The organism is Rhodococcus sp. 077-4 (genome assembly GCF_047782425.1).
In the GTDB taxonomy this organism is placed as follows: Bacteria; Actinomycetota; Actinomycetes; order Mycobacteriales; family Mycobacteriaceae; genus Rhodococcoides.
On record NZ_JAJPWC010000001.1, the window covers coordinates 695,487 to 708,791 of the forward strand.

The following is a 13,305-nucleotide window of genomic DNA, read 5'->3' on the forward strand; positions in this document are numbered from 1 at the left end:
CCCGCACCGCAGCAGCGGCTAGTGTCAGTCCTCGTGTCCACCCCTGATCGCTCCATCGACGATGGCTCCGGGAACGACGACTGGTCGCCCCAGGACGAAGAGCTCCAGCATCACGTCCCGCTGCCCGTCGAGCTGCCGCTGACCGAGAACATCGCCGACGCGGCCCTCGACCTCAAGACGCAGGTACTGCGCTTCTTGGCGACGGGCGTGTTGTCGGCGATCGTGGATCAGGGCGTGAACCTGATCCTGCATTTCGTGTTCGGTGTGGGCGTGACCTTGGCCAAGGCCATCGGATTCGTCCTCGGAACGACGACGGCCTATCTGATCAACCGACGCTGGACCTTCAACGCGGCACCGTCACGGGCTCGATTCTTCGCCGTCGTCGCGCTGTACGGAGTGACCTTCGCCGTCCAGGTGGGCATCTATACCTACCTCTACCAGGCCCTTCCCGACGGTTTCTGGTACGCCAACGTGGCTTTCGTCATCGCGCAGGGCACAGCGACGGTCATCAACTTCCTCGTTCAGCGGTTCGTGATCTTCAAGATCCGCTAGCTATCCCCCTCGTGCGCGTTTTGCGTAGGCAGAGATACGCAAAACGCTCACGACGGCAGGGCACCTGCTTCGAGGGCTTCGGCGAGGGTGGGGGCGGCCTTGTCTTTGTCGGAGAGCTCGTAGGCCAGGGGTGAGCCGTCGCGTCCGGTGGTGGGCCAGTCGATGCCGAGGGCGGGGTCGAGGGGGTTGATGTCGCGGTCCAGGGCCGGGGTGTACTCCAGTGAGCACAGGTACATGACCGTCGAATTGTCTTCCAGCGAGAGGATGGCGTGCCCGAGCCCTTCGGAAAGGAACACCGCCTTGCGGTCGATGTCGTCGATCAGCACGCTGTCCCACTGCCCGAACGTCGGCGACCCGACCCGCAGATCGACGATCACATCGAGGAACGCCCCGCGGGCACAGGTGACGTACTTCGCCTGCCCAGGCGGGTTGGTGGTGAAGTGGATACCGCGTAGGACGCCGGCGGCGGAGACCGAGCAGTTCGCCTGCAACAGATCCAACGACCGCCCTGTCGTCTCCTCGAACGCCGACGCCTTGAACCATTCGAAGAACACGCCACGATCGTCACCGAACTGACGTGGGGTGTACTCGTAGGCACCGGCAATGCTCAACTCACGAAAGGTCATCGGTTCCCTCGGTCGATCAGATCCAGCAGGTAGCGGCCGTACCCGGACTTGACGAGTGTTTCGGCGCGAACACGTAATTCGTCGTCGGTGATGAACCCGCGCCTCCACGCGACTTCTTCGGGCGACCCGATCTTGAGTCCTTGGCGTTGTTCGATGGTGCGCACGTAGTTCGAGGCATCGAGCAACGAGTCGAAGGTGCCGGTATCGAGCCACGCGGTACCGCGGGGCAGGACTTCGACCTGCAGGCACCCGGCCTCCAAGTAGTGGCGGTTGACGTCGGTGATCTCGTACTCCCCACGCGCGGACGGCTCGAGGTCGCGGGCGATGGCGATGACGTCGTTGTCGTAGAAGTACAGGCCGGGGACGGCGTAGTTCGATTTCGGGGCGGCCGGCTTCTCCTCCAACGAGATCGCTTTTCGGTCCGCATCGAATTCGATGACGCCGTAGGCGGTCGGGTCGGAGACTTCGTACGCGAACACCGCTCCGCCGTCGATGTGATCGAAGCGAGACAGTTGAGTACCCAGGCCGGGGCCGTAGAAGATGTTGTCGCCGAGCACCAATGCCGCGGAGTCGGTGCCGATGTGCTCGGCACCCAACACGAAGGCTTGGGCGAGGCCGTTCGGTTCGTGCTGGACTTGGTAGGTCAGGGAAATGCCGAATTGGGAGCCGTCACCGAGCAGGCGGGTGAACTGGTCCGCGTCCTGAGGGGTGGTGATGATGAGGATCTCGCGGATCCCGGCCAGGATCAACGTCGAGAGCGGGTAGTAGATCATCGGTTTGTCGTAGACGGGGACCAGCTGCTTGCTGACGCCCATCGTGATCGGATGAAGACGCGAGCCCGTGCCGCCCGCCAGAATGATTCCCCGCATGACCGCGAAGTCTTCCAGACCCTCCTATCACCCGCTCGATTGTGTCGTCACTCACTCCCAGGGAATTCGATACGGCTGTGAGCTGACGTCGGACTCGGCGGTCGGCGTCGGCCAGTGGTCCGGCCACTCGACCTGCGGGTCGGCTTTGAGTTCGTCCACCTCCTGAGGCAGCGGATCGGCGTCGACCTCGATGCGTTCCCAGCTGCATTCACCTGACGCAACCCGGCCCGCATAGTGGGTGAGGGCAATCGATGCCCGCGGTGACGACGCGAGGCGCGCCAGCAACTCTGCGGTGACGCGGTGGGGTTCTGCGGCCCTCAGGTCGGTGTCGAGGGCGCGCAGGCGCGCGGCCTCGAGTTCTCGGCAGGATCCCATCAGCCTGTCGTACGCGGCCAGGGCGTGCGCAGGGAGAGGCTCGATCATGCGTCCCGCCACGGTGCGTCGCCCGATCCGACGGAGAAGTCCTCGTCCGGTGTGTCCAATACTGGGCGCAGATCTGCGGTTTTCCCGGCTTCCACGGTCTGCTTGCCGTAGTCGAGGAGGTCGTTCAGCGGGCGCAGTGTGTCGTCGATCTTCTTGCCCACCTGACCTTCGGGATCACCGAGCGCGTCGAGGAACGCGCCGAAATCATCCACCACCTGCTGAATCTTCTCGATGAGTTCCATCGTCAATTCCATTGCTGTCCAGCATATTTCGATGATGCTCTCGATCTGCCACGCGGTGCCGACCACCGGCACCTTCTTGAGCATGACCTTCACGGCGCCTCGGCCGTTCTCGATGGCGACCTCCGATTCGAGCAGTTCGACGATCTTCTTCACCACTGCCAGCGCCGCGTCACGAAGTTGTTCGGAAATCACTACACACACCGCAGAGATCGTTCGGCCGGCAGGCCCTTCCCATCGCATCGCGTTGGTCTGCCGATCGGCGTATTCGGTGAATGCCTGCGCGGCAGCGCCGTTCCAGTAGCCGTCGACGCGCCGCACGCCGGCTTCGAACGACCCTGCTGCGGCCTCCATTGCGTCGCCCGCGATCTGGTAGGCCTGGCCGATTCGACGGATCTCGTTCCAGTTTCCGGTGATAGGAATGGCCGCTTCGTCTAGCGGACTCCAACCCGAGAGTTCGACGATCGTTCGATCGACCTCCCCGAGCCAGCCGGCGGCATCGGCGAGCACGTCGCGCAGGTCGTCGACCGCAGGATTCGTTGGTGGATAGTCGATCCCGTGAGGGCGGCCGTAATCAGCGGCACCGTCGAATTCGTCCACCTGCCCGGTGGCGGCACGATCCGAACTGCCGCGGTCGACGCCGGGTAGCGGGGGTAGCGTCGTGTGGGCGTTGAGTAGGTCGTAGTTCTTCTGATCCTGATCGGCATACAACCAGGCAGCTTTGTTGAGCTCGGCACCCATTTCGCCGCAATTCGCCGACAGATGAACCTGCCGGGTGCGCGTGATTTCCTGAAAGCGTGCGATATACGGTCGGAGTCGCTGCAGAATTTCCCCAACCACGTTCTCGCCCAGTCCCGCGTTGTCGAGCAGATAGCGATGACTGGCCATGGTGTCGACGCTGATGCGATCGAGCAGATTCCCGAGACCGGAGATTTCGGCAGGGTCGCCCTCGAAGGACTCTTCGGTCATCGCGGCTGCTCTGTTTCCGAATTGGATCTCCGCAGAGTAGAGATCAGGTTGTCCACCGTCGAGTGCTCCAGCGAGCCCTCGATGTTCTGATCGAGTTGGACCATGAACACCGCCACTGTTGCGGTGGCGAATCCGGGCATGGCCACAACGTCGAATGTGGCTTCGGTCGGGCTGCATTCGGCGCTCGCGTGTATACCCGAGGACCGAACGGTGTAACGCACAGCAGACTGTCCGTCGACCTCGATGTCCCGAGGCCCCGAATATTCGATGCGTGGCGGGGTAGAGGCGTCATCACCGAAGACGACTTCCGCACCGCGGGCGGCGTCGAGTGCTGCGGCGTGCAAGTCCATCCCATTACGCCCCGTCATACCGGACTCGGCGAGCGAAGATCCGTCCACCTCCGGGCAGTAGCCGTACCCGTAGTCTGCGCTCGCACCGTAGGCGACCGACCGATCGCCGTTCGACCAACCCGCGGTACCGGTCGAAAAGTTTCGCCAGTCCGGCGGTATTTCGTATGTCCATCCGAATTTGGTGGCGATGGGCTGCGGCTGGCCGTCGGGCACGTCGATTTTCGGTGGCGGACGGTTCATCGACGGGAATCCCGGCGGTAAGGGTGGCGGCGCGGTGGTAGACCCGGTCGCCGAGGGCGACGCCGGTGGCAGAGCCTGCACGCCCTCGTATGGTTCGGGCACCTGCGGTGCCAGCTGCGGGATTGCCCACACGATTCCGACCAGCAGCGCGATCGACGCTGCGAGACGAATCGAAATTTTGCCGAGACCCATTGACGTACTCCCCCCGAAGTCGAACAGAAGCTAGCACGCGCGCCCGACAAGGTCGGCCGACGCCGGACGGGGTGCAACCTTTGCTCCACTCGAAGGTCTCATCGCCGGGTTCCCCGCAGCTGAAGCGTCGTGTGGAGCATTCCGTGCAGCGGCATGCCCGGCCGTCGCCGACAACCCCCGGTAAAGTGCCGGTACATGAGAATTCTCGTCACGGGTGGGGCCGGGTTCATCGGCGCGAACTTCGTACATCAGACGCTCGCGCAACGCCCCGACTCCCAGGTCACTGTGCTCGACAAGCTCACCTACGCAGGAAACAGGGCCTCCCTCGACCCGGTTGCGGACCGCATCGAATTCGTGCACGGCGACATCGCCGACGCCGACCTCGTCGACCGTCTCGTCCGCGAGACCGACCTCGTCGTCCACTTCGCCGCAGAATCCCACAACGACAACTCGCTGACCGATCCGTGGCCGTTCGTGCACACCAACGTCATCGGCACCACCACCCTGCTCAACGCGGTCCGCGAACACGACGTCCGCTACCACCACATCTCCACCGACGAGGTCTACGGCGACCTCGAACTCGACGACCCGGCGAAGTTCACCGAATCGACCCCCTACAACCCGTCGAGTCCGTACTCCTCCACCAAGGCCTCGAGCGACCTGCTGGTGCGCGCCTGGACCCGCTCGTTCGGCGTCCGCTCCACCATCTCCAACTGCTCCAACAACTACGGCCCGTACCAGCACGTGGAGAAGTTCATCCCACGCCAGATCACCAACATCCTCAGCGGCTCACGCCCCAAGCTCTACGGCGCAGGCCAGAACGTCCGCGACTGGATCCACGTGGACGACCACAACAGCGCCGTCTGGGCGATCATCGACGGCGGCCGCATCGGCGAGACCTACCTCATCGGCGCCGATGGTGAAGCGAACAACCGCACCGTCCTCGAAGCAATCCTCGAAGAGACCGGCAACGCATCCGACGCCTTCGACTTCGTCACCGACCGCCCCGGCCACGACCTCCGCTACGCCATCGACTCCACCAAACTCCGCACCGAATTGGGTTGGACACCAACCTACGTCGACTTCCGCGCCGGACTGAAGGCCACCATCGACTGGTACCGCGAGAACGAACAGTGGTGGCGACCGCAGAAGGACGCGACCGAGGCCGTCTACGCGACGAAAGAATCCGTACTGCCCTGAAACAGGTCCTAGCTGCTGCGTGACATCCGATGGCGCAGCAGCAGATACACTGCGCGACGCATGAACGACGTCATCAGCGCCTTGGCGTTGCCGATGCGTACGTCGTTGTCGGACAACAGGGTCGGGTCGCCGGCTTGCAGTGAGCGGTGGAAGTCAGCGGCCTGACGTGCCTGCTGCGTCGCCAGCTCCACGCTCCACTGCCCCGAGTTGATGCGGAACGACGCCAGTGGCTGCGGGATCGCCACGATGTCGCCGCGTAGGGCGACTGCGATGAAGGTGGCCTGGTCGATCAGGTAGGGATGGCTGTTGTCCCACAGCCCGATGTCGCGAAGCTCCGACAGTTTCATCATGACGCCGCCGGGCTCGCCGAAGATGTTGGCACCGGCGCGAACTGCAGTTCGGGCGGCGACGCGACCCGAGACCTTGCCCCGTAGTCCGCCCAGTCCGCGGGCTGCGATCACGGTCTTGCCGTAGGCGTCGATCAACGAGCGCTGCGAGGCGACGAGTACTGCGGACGGGTTGTCGTCGAATGCCTGCACCTGGGTGGCCAACGCGGTGGGCGCGATGGTGTCGTCCCCGCAGACGAGTTTGATCAACTCACCCGTGGCCTCCGCCGTCACGCGGTTCCAGTTGGCCTGAGCGCCGCCACCGGTCGGAGTGGTCAGCACGCGAATGCGCGGGTCGTCGTACTTCTGCGCGACGGCGAGGGTGGCGTCGGTCGACGAGTGGTCGGCGATCACCAGTTCGAAGTCCGTGAACGTCTGGGCGAGAATCGAATCGATGGTCTCGGCCAGGTATTCGGCGTTGTTGTATGCCGGGACGACTACGGAAACACGGGGCGTCATGATGTGGGGTCCTGGTTCTTTCTGCGGAACGAGAAGTCGCGGTAGCCGAAGAAGCTGACGACCGCCATCACCGCTGTGACGACCAATTGTGAAGGGATGGGCGGGAAGTGAAAGACGGATACGGCGATCGTCATCAGTGAGATGTTGGCGACGAAGGCGCCGAAGTTGACGACGAAGAACCGCAGCAGATCGCGGAGGAAGTGTCCACGTACCCGGAACACCAGGTAGCGGTACATCGCGAAGGCGCACAGCACGTTGCAGAGATAGCCGAGGACGATGGCGGCGTGATAGCCGTACCGCTCACCGATCAGCAACTGCCACAGAATGAACCACGCAGTACCCAACGCAGTGTTGACGCCGCCGACGAGCAGGAATGCGATCTTCTGATTCTTGACTACGCGCATCAGCGGTCCTGGCGCGCCGTCCATGCCTGCCGGTGGAGCGGGAGTGTGCGGTTCGGTCATCGACCCACACCCAATGCCTGACGCGTCGCGAACAGGGTGGAGGCGATGCCTGCGGGCAACGTTCGGTGCGTTCGGCGATCGATCTGCGGCCACACCGTCGACCGCAGCCGTAGATCGCGGCCTTGGAACACCGCGAGAGGGGACGCCGCGAGAACGACGTTCGGACGACGGCGGAAGACCGTCCGACACGCTCCGAGGATCGATCCGATGGTGACGGCCTCCCCGGAGGCGAAGATCTTGATCGTGGGCGAAAGTCGTTGTGTGGCCGACATCGCGAGGGTATCGGCGACCATCTCGGCCGCGTCGGACACGTAGAGATAATCACGCAAGGTGTCCATCGGTACGTAGATGGACACGGGCGAGGCCATGAGGTAGCCGCGGCACAGGTGCGAGATGAGGCCCTGCGGTTTCGCGAGATTCTGCCCCGGCCCGTAGAGGTTCGCGAACCGGCCGATGGCCACATTGATCCCGGTGCGCTCGCCGAACTCGGTCGCGATGGCCTCGGACTGCAGCTTCGCAAAGCCGTAGTCGCCCAACGGAACAGGCGTCGTTCCTTCGTGATGCGGGGCACCGGTTGCCCCGGCGTAGACGCCGCCGGCGGACGAGGCGAGGAAAACGGTGCCGGTGCCTGCGCGGCTTCCGGCGACAGCCTCCACGCGCGCCAGGACGGTACTGATCAGGGCGTTCTCCTCGGCGAATTGCGCTGCGCTGGTTCCGTTCACCCCTGCGCCTGCGGCCCAGACCACGTTCCAGGCACCGTCGGCGAACGAATCGAAGAATGCTGAACAGCGTTGCAGCAGAGCTTTTTCGGCCGAGGCCCTGTCGGCCCACGGGATGGTGCTGGTGTGCACGTGATGCCCGCGCCGACCGGCCTCCCGGGTCACTGCCGCGCCGAGGAGTCCGCCGCTGCCGACGATCCAGGTGTGCGTCTGGGTCACGCCGGCGGTGCAGGTTCGGTCGATGTCGCGGTACGGCCGAGTGGCCCGTTTCCTGGGTCGGTGACGATCAGGTACGGCGGTTTGCCCATCGCGGTCTTGACGTTGACGCCCACGTACTCGGCCACCACACCGAGGGAGAACAGTGTTGCTCCGAAGCCGAACAACAGAATGACCATCGTCGACGCCCAGCCACGGACCTCGGCGCCGGAATCGAAGACGAAGTACGACACGAGCACGTATGCGACCAGTATCAGGCCCAGCAACGCGAATGCGATTCCGATGAAGCTGACGAGCCTCAATCCCTTGGTGCCGCTCGAGAGCACCATCCGCCAGAAGTGCGAGAGCAGTGTCCGCAGTCGGTAGCCCGATCGACGGTCCACCTCCTCGCGCAAGGCCACCGGACTCGTCGTGACGTCCCCGGCGATCCAGCCGAGTGCGATGTCGAGGTACGCCTCGGAGCCTGCGTACGCGGCGACGGAGCGGCCGACCTCGCCGAGCACCAGTCGGTAGCTCTGATAGTCGACGGTGTTGTCTCCGGCCAGGGCCTTGGCGATCAGCCACTTCGCTCCTCGGGAGGCGGCATTGCGCCACAGTCCGTGCGGTGCGACGTTGGTCGGTTTGGCGTAGACGACGGTGGACTGCTGGTCGAGGGCTGTGTCGAGCATGCCGCCGATGGCCGCCGGGTCGTGCTGCCCGTCCTCGTCCATCGTGACGATCCATTCGCCGCCGCTCGACGCCATGCCGGCGAGAGTGGCGGGATGCTGACCGAAGTTGCGGCTGAGCCACACACCACGAACGAACGTATGCGCGGAGGTCAACCGGCGAATCACTGCAGCGGAGTTGTCGGGTCCGTGATCGAAGACGAGAAGAACTTCCTCGACGATCATCGGACGCCCGAGCGGAGTGTGTGTCACCTGCGTCAACGGAATGATCTCGTCGATCAGCGCGCTGAGGGTCCGCTCACCTTGATAGACCGGTACCACGATCGAGATGCGGTGCGGATCAGCAGCGGCGTCGGACATCACGAGGTCTGACCTTATCTGCTCGACGTCGTGAGGCCGAACTCCGGAGAACTCGACGTTCGGCGGCGTCGCACATCGAGCACCACCAGACCAACCAGCAGCATCGACCCGCCCGCCATCGCTGCCAGGCCGAGACGTTCGCCGGGCGGCCGGAACGTGATGTGCAGGTCTGCGTTCTCGGTGCCGGGCGGCAGGTCGACGTAGAGGAAGATGTCTGCCAGGCCCTTGGTCTGCAGCTCTTCACCGTTGAGCGTCGCGGTGTATCCGGGCCAGGCCAGCCGCGAAAAAACGACGCTTCCGCCGTTCGGAGCGCTGACGTCGACGTGCTCGGAGTCGGCGTCGAAAGATCGGGGTTCGGCCGTGGCGTTCACGGTCGCGACGACGCGTCCCGACGATGCAGGAATCAACCCGTCGGCGCGCTCGAGAACGAAGATCTGGCGAGCCGATTCGGGGGTGGGTGCCTTCACCCAGGTCCAGCCGGCGGGAGCGGGTTTCGAGTCTGCGAACGGATATTGCAACTTCTGCAGCACGATGCGGTCGAGTTGCATCAGGTCGGCGTACGTCTTCCCGGTGTACGGCTCGATCTCGAAGACTCGCGCGTAGGCGTCCTTGCAGGTCGATCCTTCGTGCTGGAAGCACAGTAGGTTCGCGAAATCGAGATAGCCGACAGGGGTGTAGGCATTGACGTAGTCCAGGCCCATGACCTTGGCGGAGTTGCCGTACACCTGGGAGTGCCAGGGCAGCTGGGGGTCGTCGGGACCGTCGGCTGCGGTCTCGGTCAGCGCGCGGCTGCCGAGTTGCAGAGTCGCGCCCTGCCACTGCGGGAATTCGGCCTTGGCCTCGGATTGGGATGTGGGCAGCCACCACTTGGCGAACGGCGGATCGTAGCTGGCTACCTGGTACATCGCGACCGGCGCGATGGTCACCAGTAGCAGTGCCGCGGTGGCGCGAGTGGAGAATCGGTGGGCCAGCAGCAGGGCGAGCGCGCCGACGAGCAGGATCACCAGTGCAGCCAGGGCGTGGCGGCCGAACAACTCCGGGCCCGATGAACCTGCGCGCAGCAGTAGCACCAGTGTCAGCAGGCCGGCCGCGAGCAGCCGTGGTCGCAGTTTGTCGAGAGTTCCGTACCGGCTGATCAGGGTGAGAACGAGGATCAGCGCGACGATCGCGACGAACGGCAGAATGCGGGCAGGCCAACGGATCGGCCCGATATCGCTTGGACCTGCGGTGAAGATCAAGGCGAACGCCAACATGATCAGCGGTGCTGCCAGCTCGCGCAGAGCTGCGGGCACACGACGCCATGCGATGAACGCCAGCGCAGGCACCACGAACCAGGCGATGTAGGTGACCGGGGATTCGGTGGTCTCACCCGCCCAGGATTCGATACTCGTCACCGCGGTCGGGATGCTCGCGGTCAGCGATTCCGACCATGGTGCCGTCAGGAAGTTGTCGTTGAACGTGCCCTCGTCGCCGCTGCGCCAGGTCACCGCTGATGTGAGCACTCCGGGCAGGAACGTGACGGCTCCGCAGGCTGCTGCGGCGATGCCTACTGCGCACACCTTCAGCGCGGGACGCCACAGGCGCTGGAACAGTCGTTCACCGATCGCGACGGATCCGATCATGACGCCGGCCATCACAGCTGCATGGACGTATCCCACGCTGATGGCGAGGTAGAGGAAGGCGAACGGCACGATCGGGCCACTGCGGCCGCGGGCGTAGGACACCGAGCTCGCCCACGCATTCATGATCCAGGCGGTGCCCATCAGTGCGGTCACCCACGAGGTGTTCTCGAAGAACAGCGTGAAACCTACGAACGGCGCGCTCGCGCCCGCCACCGCAGCCCAGTTGGCGCGTGCTCCGTAGACGAGAGCGACCCGATAGACGCCCCAGGCCAGCAGGATCGAGAAGCCGAGTTTGACCACCGTTGCGAGCAGTACCAGGTTGTCGACGGACGGCGAGATGTAGTTGATCGCCATCTGCACCGGGTTCCACAGGCCGCCCTGGCCTTCGACGGGATAGTTGCCCGCCATCCACTGATCGAGCACCAGGGACGGAAAGTGGCCGTCGCGCATGATGCGCCCGAGCTGGAGCCAGTTGGGGATGGCTCCGGATTCGGTGTCGTCGATGTAGAAGAAGCGGGGATCGACGCTGAGCACCAGGAGATAGCCGAGGACGACGACTGCGGCGATCGCTGCTCCCCACGCGAGGCGCTCTCTCCTGCTCTCGGGCAGGGCGACGCGCGCGATCTGTGTATCCGTGGGGGTCACTGTCAACTCCGTGAGTGCGGGCAAAGACACCCGACTGTAGCTCCCGAGGTGCCTCGGAGCCGAAACGCCGATCGGTTCGGGGCGCGTGCGTCGGACCGATCGGTCGGGGGCTGTGCAACCATGGTCAGTGGTCTTCTTCTCGTTACGGCCGCACAGTCACCACTGGAACTGTCATTACTCGAACTGGATGGGGTACTTCTCGGTATGGACGGCACTGCGCTCGATCGTCTCGGTTCCGCGTCGGATGTGTCGGCTGCTGCCGGCGGCGACGGTGAGCCCGAACTGACAGTGCAGAGATTGCTGTTCGACGGACCGTCGCCCCTGGTCAGTGCCGATATGTACAGCTCTGTCGGCAAGGGCAATGTCGAGCGCACTCGGACGGGCGCTCGCATCGCCAAGCGCAGCGTGCTGCACACCAACAGTTACTTCGGACGGTTCCCGGCCAGCTACTGGCAGCGGTGGACCACCGTCACCGAGGTGGTGTTCCGGGCAACGGTCGCCGGTGCCGGCCGGGTCGATCTGGTGGCCACGGATTACAAGGGCCACGAGCGCACGATGGCCAGTACAACTGTCGATTCCGCGAACGCGTCGACTCAGTTGGCCGTTCCCGTCGCCACGACGCAGTTCCTCGACGGCGGCGCGCTGTACGTCCGCTTCACCACCACGTCGAGCGAGTTGTCGGTGCAGGACGCGGAATGGACCGTCGCCGCGCCCGACAAGCTGCGTCCTACATCGGTGGTGATCTGCACGTTCAACCGCGCCGACGATTGCGCCAACACCGTCGCCGCCATGGCCGACGATCCCATCGCGCTGCTCGGTGTCGACAACGTCTACGTCGTCGATCAGGGCACCGATCAGGTGCAGACGCGCGAGAAGTTCCAGCGCGTCGCGGCCGAGCTCGGCAGCAAGCTCGTCTACATCACCCAGCCCAACCTCGGCGGCGCAGGCGGATTCACACGCGGGCTCTACGAGGTGCAGGGCAAGGGCGGCGATCCGGCCAACGTGATCTTCATGGACGACGACGTGCTGTGCGAGCCCGAGGCGATCGTGCGGATGAACTCGTTCGCCAACATGACCGTCGAGCCGGCGATCATCGGCGCGCAGATGCTGTACCTACTGCACCCCGACCGCGTGCACGTCGGTGCCGAGGTGGCGAACCTGCAGAAGCTCGAAGCCGGCGTACACGTCAAGAACGCGATCTCCGACAAGAGTGCGTTCAAGCGCAAGCGGCAGCAGGACGTCCGCGTGGACGCCGGCTACAACGGTTGGTGGTCGTGCCTCATCCCGTCCGAGATCGTCGGGCAGGTCGGTTACCCGCTACCGCTGTTCTTCCAATGGGACGACATCGAGTACGGATACCGTTCGCGCGCAAACGGATTCGCCACCGTCACGCTTCCGGGGGCAGCTGTGTGGCATGCCGACTTCGCGTGGAAGGACTGGGACGAGTGGCACCGCTACTTCAACCTGCGCAACGGCATGATCACCGCGGCGCTGCACATCGAACTCGACGGGCGCACGCTCGCCAAGCAGTTGTTCACCGATCTGCTGCGATACCTGGTGTCGATGCAATACGGCATGGCGTACACGTTGATCAAAGCCGTCGAGGACTTCCTGGCAGGCCCCGAACATCTGCTCGACGGCGGAATGGACGCCGCCGGCTCCATTCGGCGTGAACGTGCCGCCTACGGAGAAACCAAGCGCCACAACGCGAACGATGTTCCCGGTGTGCGTCCGGCCGACATGTTCATCACCCCGGCAGGCCCTACTCCCAAGAAGAGCATGGAGTTCGCAGTACTGGCCAAGCGTGTGCTCAACCAGTGGCGCGGCACCGTGAACCCAGGCCCGGTCGCAATCTCGGCGGACGACGCGCACTGGTGGCACGTCTCGCTCTTCTCCCATGCAATCGTCACCGATCGGTCCCAGGAAGGCGTGCGAGTTCGCAAGCGCAACAAGGCGCATGCGGTCGAACTGCTCAAGCGTGGAGTGACCGCACTCAAGCGTCTGCGCACAGAAACGCCGACCGTCGCCGCGTCGTACCGCGCTGCGGTGCCGCAGCTGACCAGCAGAGAGAATTGGGCGCGCTTGTACTCGACCGACGCATGACGGCGC

13 protein-coding genes are annotated in these 13,305 nt (G+C 64.4%); 3 read left to right on the forward strand and 10 right to left on the reverse strand.

The window, feature by feature from the left end:
• Nucleotides 1-33: 33 nt before the first annotated feature.
• Complete coding sequence (locus tag ACNEOT_RS03420) at nt 34-552, forward strand: GtrA family protein (RefSeq protein ID WP_415972134.1); 519 nt, start codon at nt 34-36, stop codon at nt 550-552.
• A 47-nt stretch (nt 553-599) separates the two neighbouring features.
• Here the strand turns inward: ACNEOT_RS03420 and ACNEOT_RS03425 are convergent, their stop codons facing one another.
• Genes ACNEOT_RS03425 through ACNEOT_RS03445 form a run of 5 tightly spaced genes read right to left on the reverse strand, consistent with a single transcriptional unit; the run spans nt 600 to nt 4,460 of the window.
• Entirely contained in the window at nt 600-1,178 is a 579-nt protein-coding gene (locus ACNEOT_RS03425; protein ID WP_415972136.1) for a dTDP-4-dehydrorhamnose 3,5-epimerase family protein, read from the reverse strand.
• Entirely contained in the window at nt 1,175-2,047 is an 873-nt protein-coding gene (gene rfbA, locus ACNEOT_RS03430; protein WP_415972137.1) for a glucose-1-phosphate thymidylyltransferase RfbA, read from the reverse strand. Before rfbA ends, ACNEOT_RS03425 begins: the two co-directional genes overlap by 4 nt.
• A gap of 51 nt (nt 2,048-2,098) precedes the next feature.
• Nucleotides 2,099-2,470: a hypothetical protein gene (locus ACNEOT_RS03435; RefSeq protein WP_415972138.1), complete on the reverse strand. Its 372-nt coding sequence runs from the start codon at nt 2,468-2,470 to the stop codon at nt 2,099-2,101.
• A complete protein-coding gene (locus ACNEOT_RS03440; protein WP_415972140.1) occupies nt 2,467-3,678 on the reverse strand; it encodes a hypothetical protein in 1,212 nt (403 codons plus the stop codon). Before ACNEOT_RS03440 ends, ACNEOT_RS03435 begins: the two co-directional genes overlap by 4 nt.
• On the reverse strand, nt 3,675-4,460 hold the full coding sequence (locus tag ACNEOT_RS03445) for a hypothetical protein (RefSeq protein WP_415972142.1): 786 nt from the start codon (nt 4,458-4,460) through the stop codon (nt 3,675-3,677). The genes ACNEOT_RS03440 and ACNEOT_RS03445 overlap by 4 nt, the downstream gene beginning before the upstream one ends.
• 195 nt (nt 4,461-4,655) lie before the next feature.
• Here ACNEOT_RS03445 and rfbB point away from each other — a divergent pair, with 195 nt between their 5' ends.
• Nucleotides 4,656-5,660: a dTDP-glucose 4,6-dehydratase gene (gene rfbB / locus ACNEOT_RS03450; protein WP_415972144.1), complete on the forward strand. Its 1,005-nt coding sequence runs from the start codon at nt 4,656-4,658 to the stop codon at nt 5,658-5,660.
• A gap of 8 nt (nt 5,661-5,668) precedes the next feature.
• Here the strand turns inward: rfbB and ACNEOT_RS03455 are convergent, their stop codons facing one another.
• From ACNEOT_RS03455 to ACNEOT_RS03475, 5 genes are read right to left on the reverse strand one after another with little or no spacing between them, the layout of a single operon-like run.
• Nucleotides 5,669-6,505 (reverse strand): glycosyltransferase family 2 protein, encoded by an 837-nt coding sequence (locus ACNEOT_RS03455; RefSeq protein ID WP_415972146.1) that lies wholly within the window; start codon nt 6,503-6,505, stop codon nt 5,669-5,671.
• Nucleotides 6,502-6,969: a GtrA family protein gene (locus tag ACNEOT_RS03460; protein ID WP_415972148.1), complete on the reverse strand. Its 468-nt coding sequence runs from the start codon at nt 6,967-6,969 to the stop codon at nt 6,502-6,504. The genes ACNEOT_RS03455 and ACNEOT_RS03460 overlap by 4 nt, the downstream gene beginning before the upstream one ends.
• On the reverse strand, nt 6,966-7,907 hold the full coding sequence (locus tag ACNEOT_RS03465; RefSeq protein ID WP_415972150.1) for an NAD-dependent epimerase/dehydratase family protein: 942 nt from the start codon (nt 7,905-7,907) through the stop codon (nt 6,966-6,968). The genes ACNEOT_RS03460 and ACNEOT_RS03465 overlap by 4 nt, the downstream gene beginning before the upstream one ends.
• Nucleotides 7,904-8,929, reverse strand: a complete 1,026-nt coding sequence (locus ACNEOT_RS03470; RefSeq protein WP_415972152.1) for a glycosyltransferase — start codon at nt 8,927-8,929, stop codon at nt 7,904-7,906. Before ACNEOT_RS03470 ends, ACNEOT_RS03465 begins: the two co-directional genes overlap by 4 nt.
• A 14-nt stretch (nt 8,930-8,943) precedes the next feature.
• A complete protein-coding gene (locus tag ACNEOT_RS03475; RefSeq protein ID WP_415972154.1) occupies nt 8,944-11,196 on the reverse strand; it encodes a hypothetical protein in 2,253 nt (750 codons plus the stop codon).
• Nucleotides 11,197-11,400: 204 nt separating this feature from the next.
• Between ACNEOT_RS03475 and ACNEOT_RS03480 the strand changes: the two genes are divergently transcribed.
• Nucleotides 11,401-13,299 carry a glycosyltransferase gene (locus ACNEOT_RS03480; protein ID WP_415973636.1) on the forward strand — a complete coding sequence of 633 codons (1,899 nt, stop codon included), beginning with the start codon at nt 11,401-11,403 and terminating at the stop codon, nt 13,297-13,299.
• The last annotated feature ends 6 nt before the right edge of the window (nt 13,300-13,305 follow it).

What these genes read in the sequence shown, in the direction of transcription:
- ACNEOT_RS03425 (WP_415972136.1), bottom strand. Translation starts at nt 1,178, where the DNA reads ATGACCTTTCGTGAGTTGAGCATTGCCGGTGCCTACGAGTACACCCCA.
- ACNEOT_RS03460 (WP_415972148.1), bottom strand. Translation starts at nt 6,969, where the DNA reads ATGACCGAACCGCACACTCCCGCTCCACCGGCAGGCATGGACGGCGCG.
- ACNEOT_RS03480 (WP_415973636.1), top strand. Translation starts at nt 11,401, where the DNA reads ATGGACGGCACTGCGCTCGATCGTCTCGGTTCCGCGTCGGATGTGTCG.
- ACNEOT_RS03435 (WP_415972138.1), bottom strand. Translation starts at nt 2,470, where the DNA reads ATGATCGAGCCTCTCCCTGCGCACGCCCTGGCCGCGTACGACAGGCTG.
- ACNEOT_RS03445 (WP_415972142.1), bottom strand. Translation starts at nt 4,460, where the DNA reads ATGGGTCTCGGCAAAATTTCGATTCGTCTCGCAGCGTCGATCGCGCTG.
- rfbA (WP_415972137.1), bottom strand. Translation starts at nt 2,047, where the DNA reads ATGCGGGGAATCATTCTGGCGGGCGGCACGGGCTCGCGTCTTCATCCG.
- ACNEOT_RS03455 (WP_415972146.1), bottom strand. Translation starts at nt 6,505, where the DNA reads ATGACGCCCCGTGTTTCCGTAGTCGTCCCGGCATACAACAACGCCGAA.
- ACNEOT_RS03470 (WP_415972152.1), bottom strand. Translation starts at nt 8,929, where the DNA reads ATGTCCGACGCCGCTGCTGATCCGCACCGCATCTCGATCGTGGTACCG.
- ACNEOT_RS03440 (WP_415972140.1), bottom strand. Translation starts at nt 3,678, where the DNA reads ATGACCGAAGAGTCCTTCGAGGGCGACCCTGCCGAAATCTCCGGTCTC.
- rfbB (WP_415972144.1), top strand. Translation starts at nt 4,656, where the DNA reads ATGAGAATTCTCGTCACGGGTGGGGCCGGGTTCATCGGCGCGAACTTC.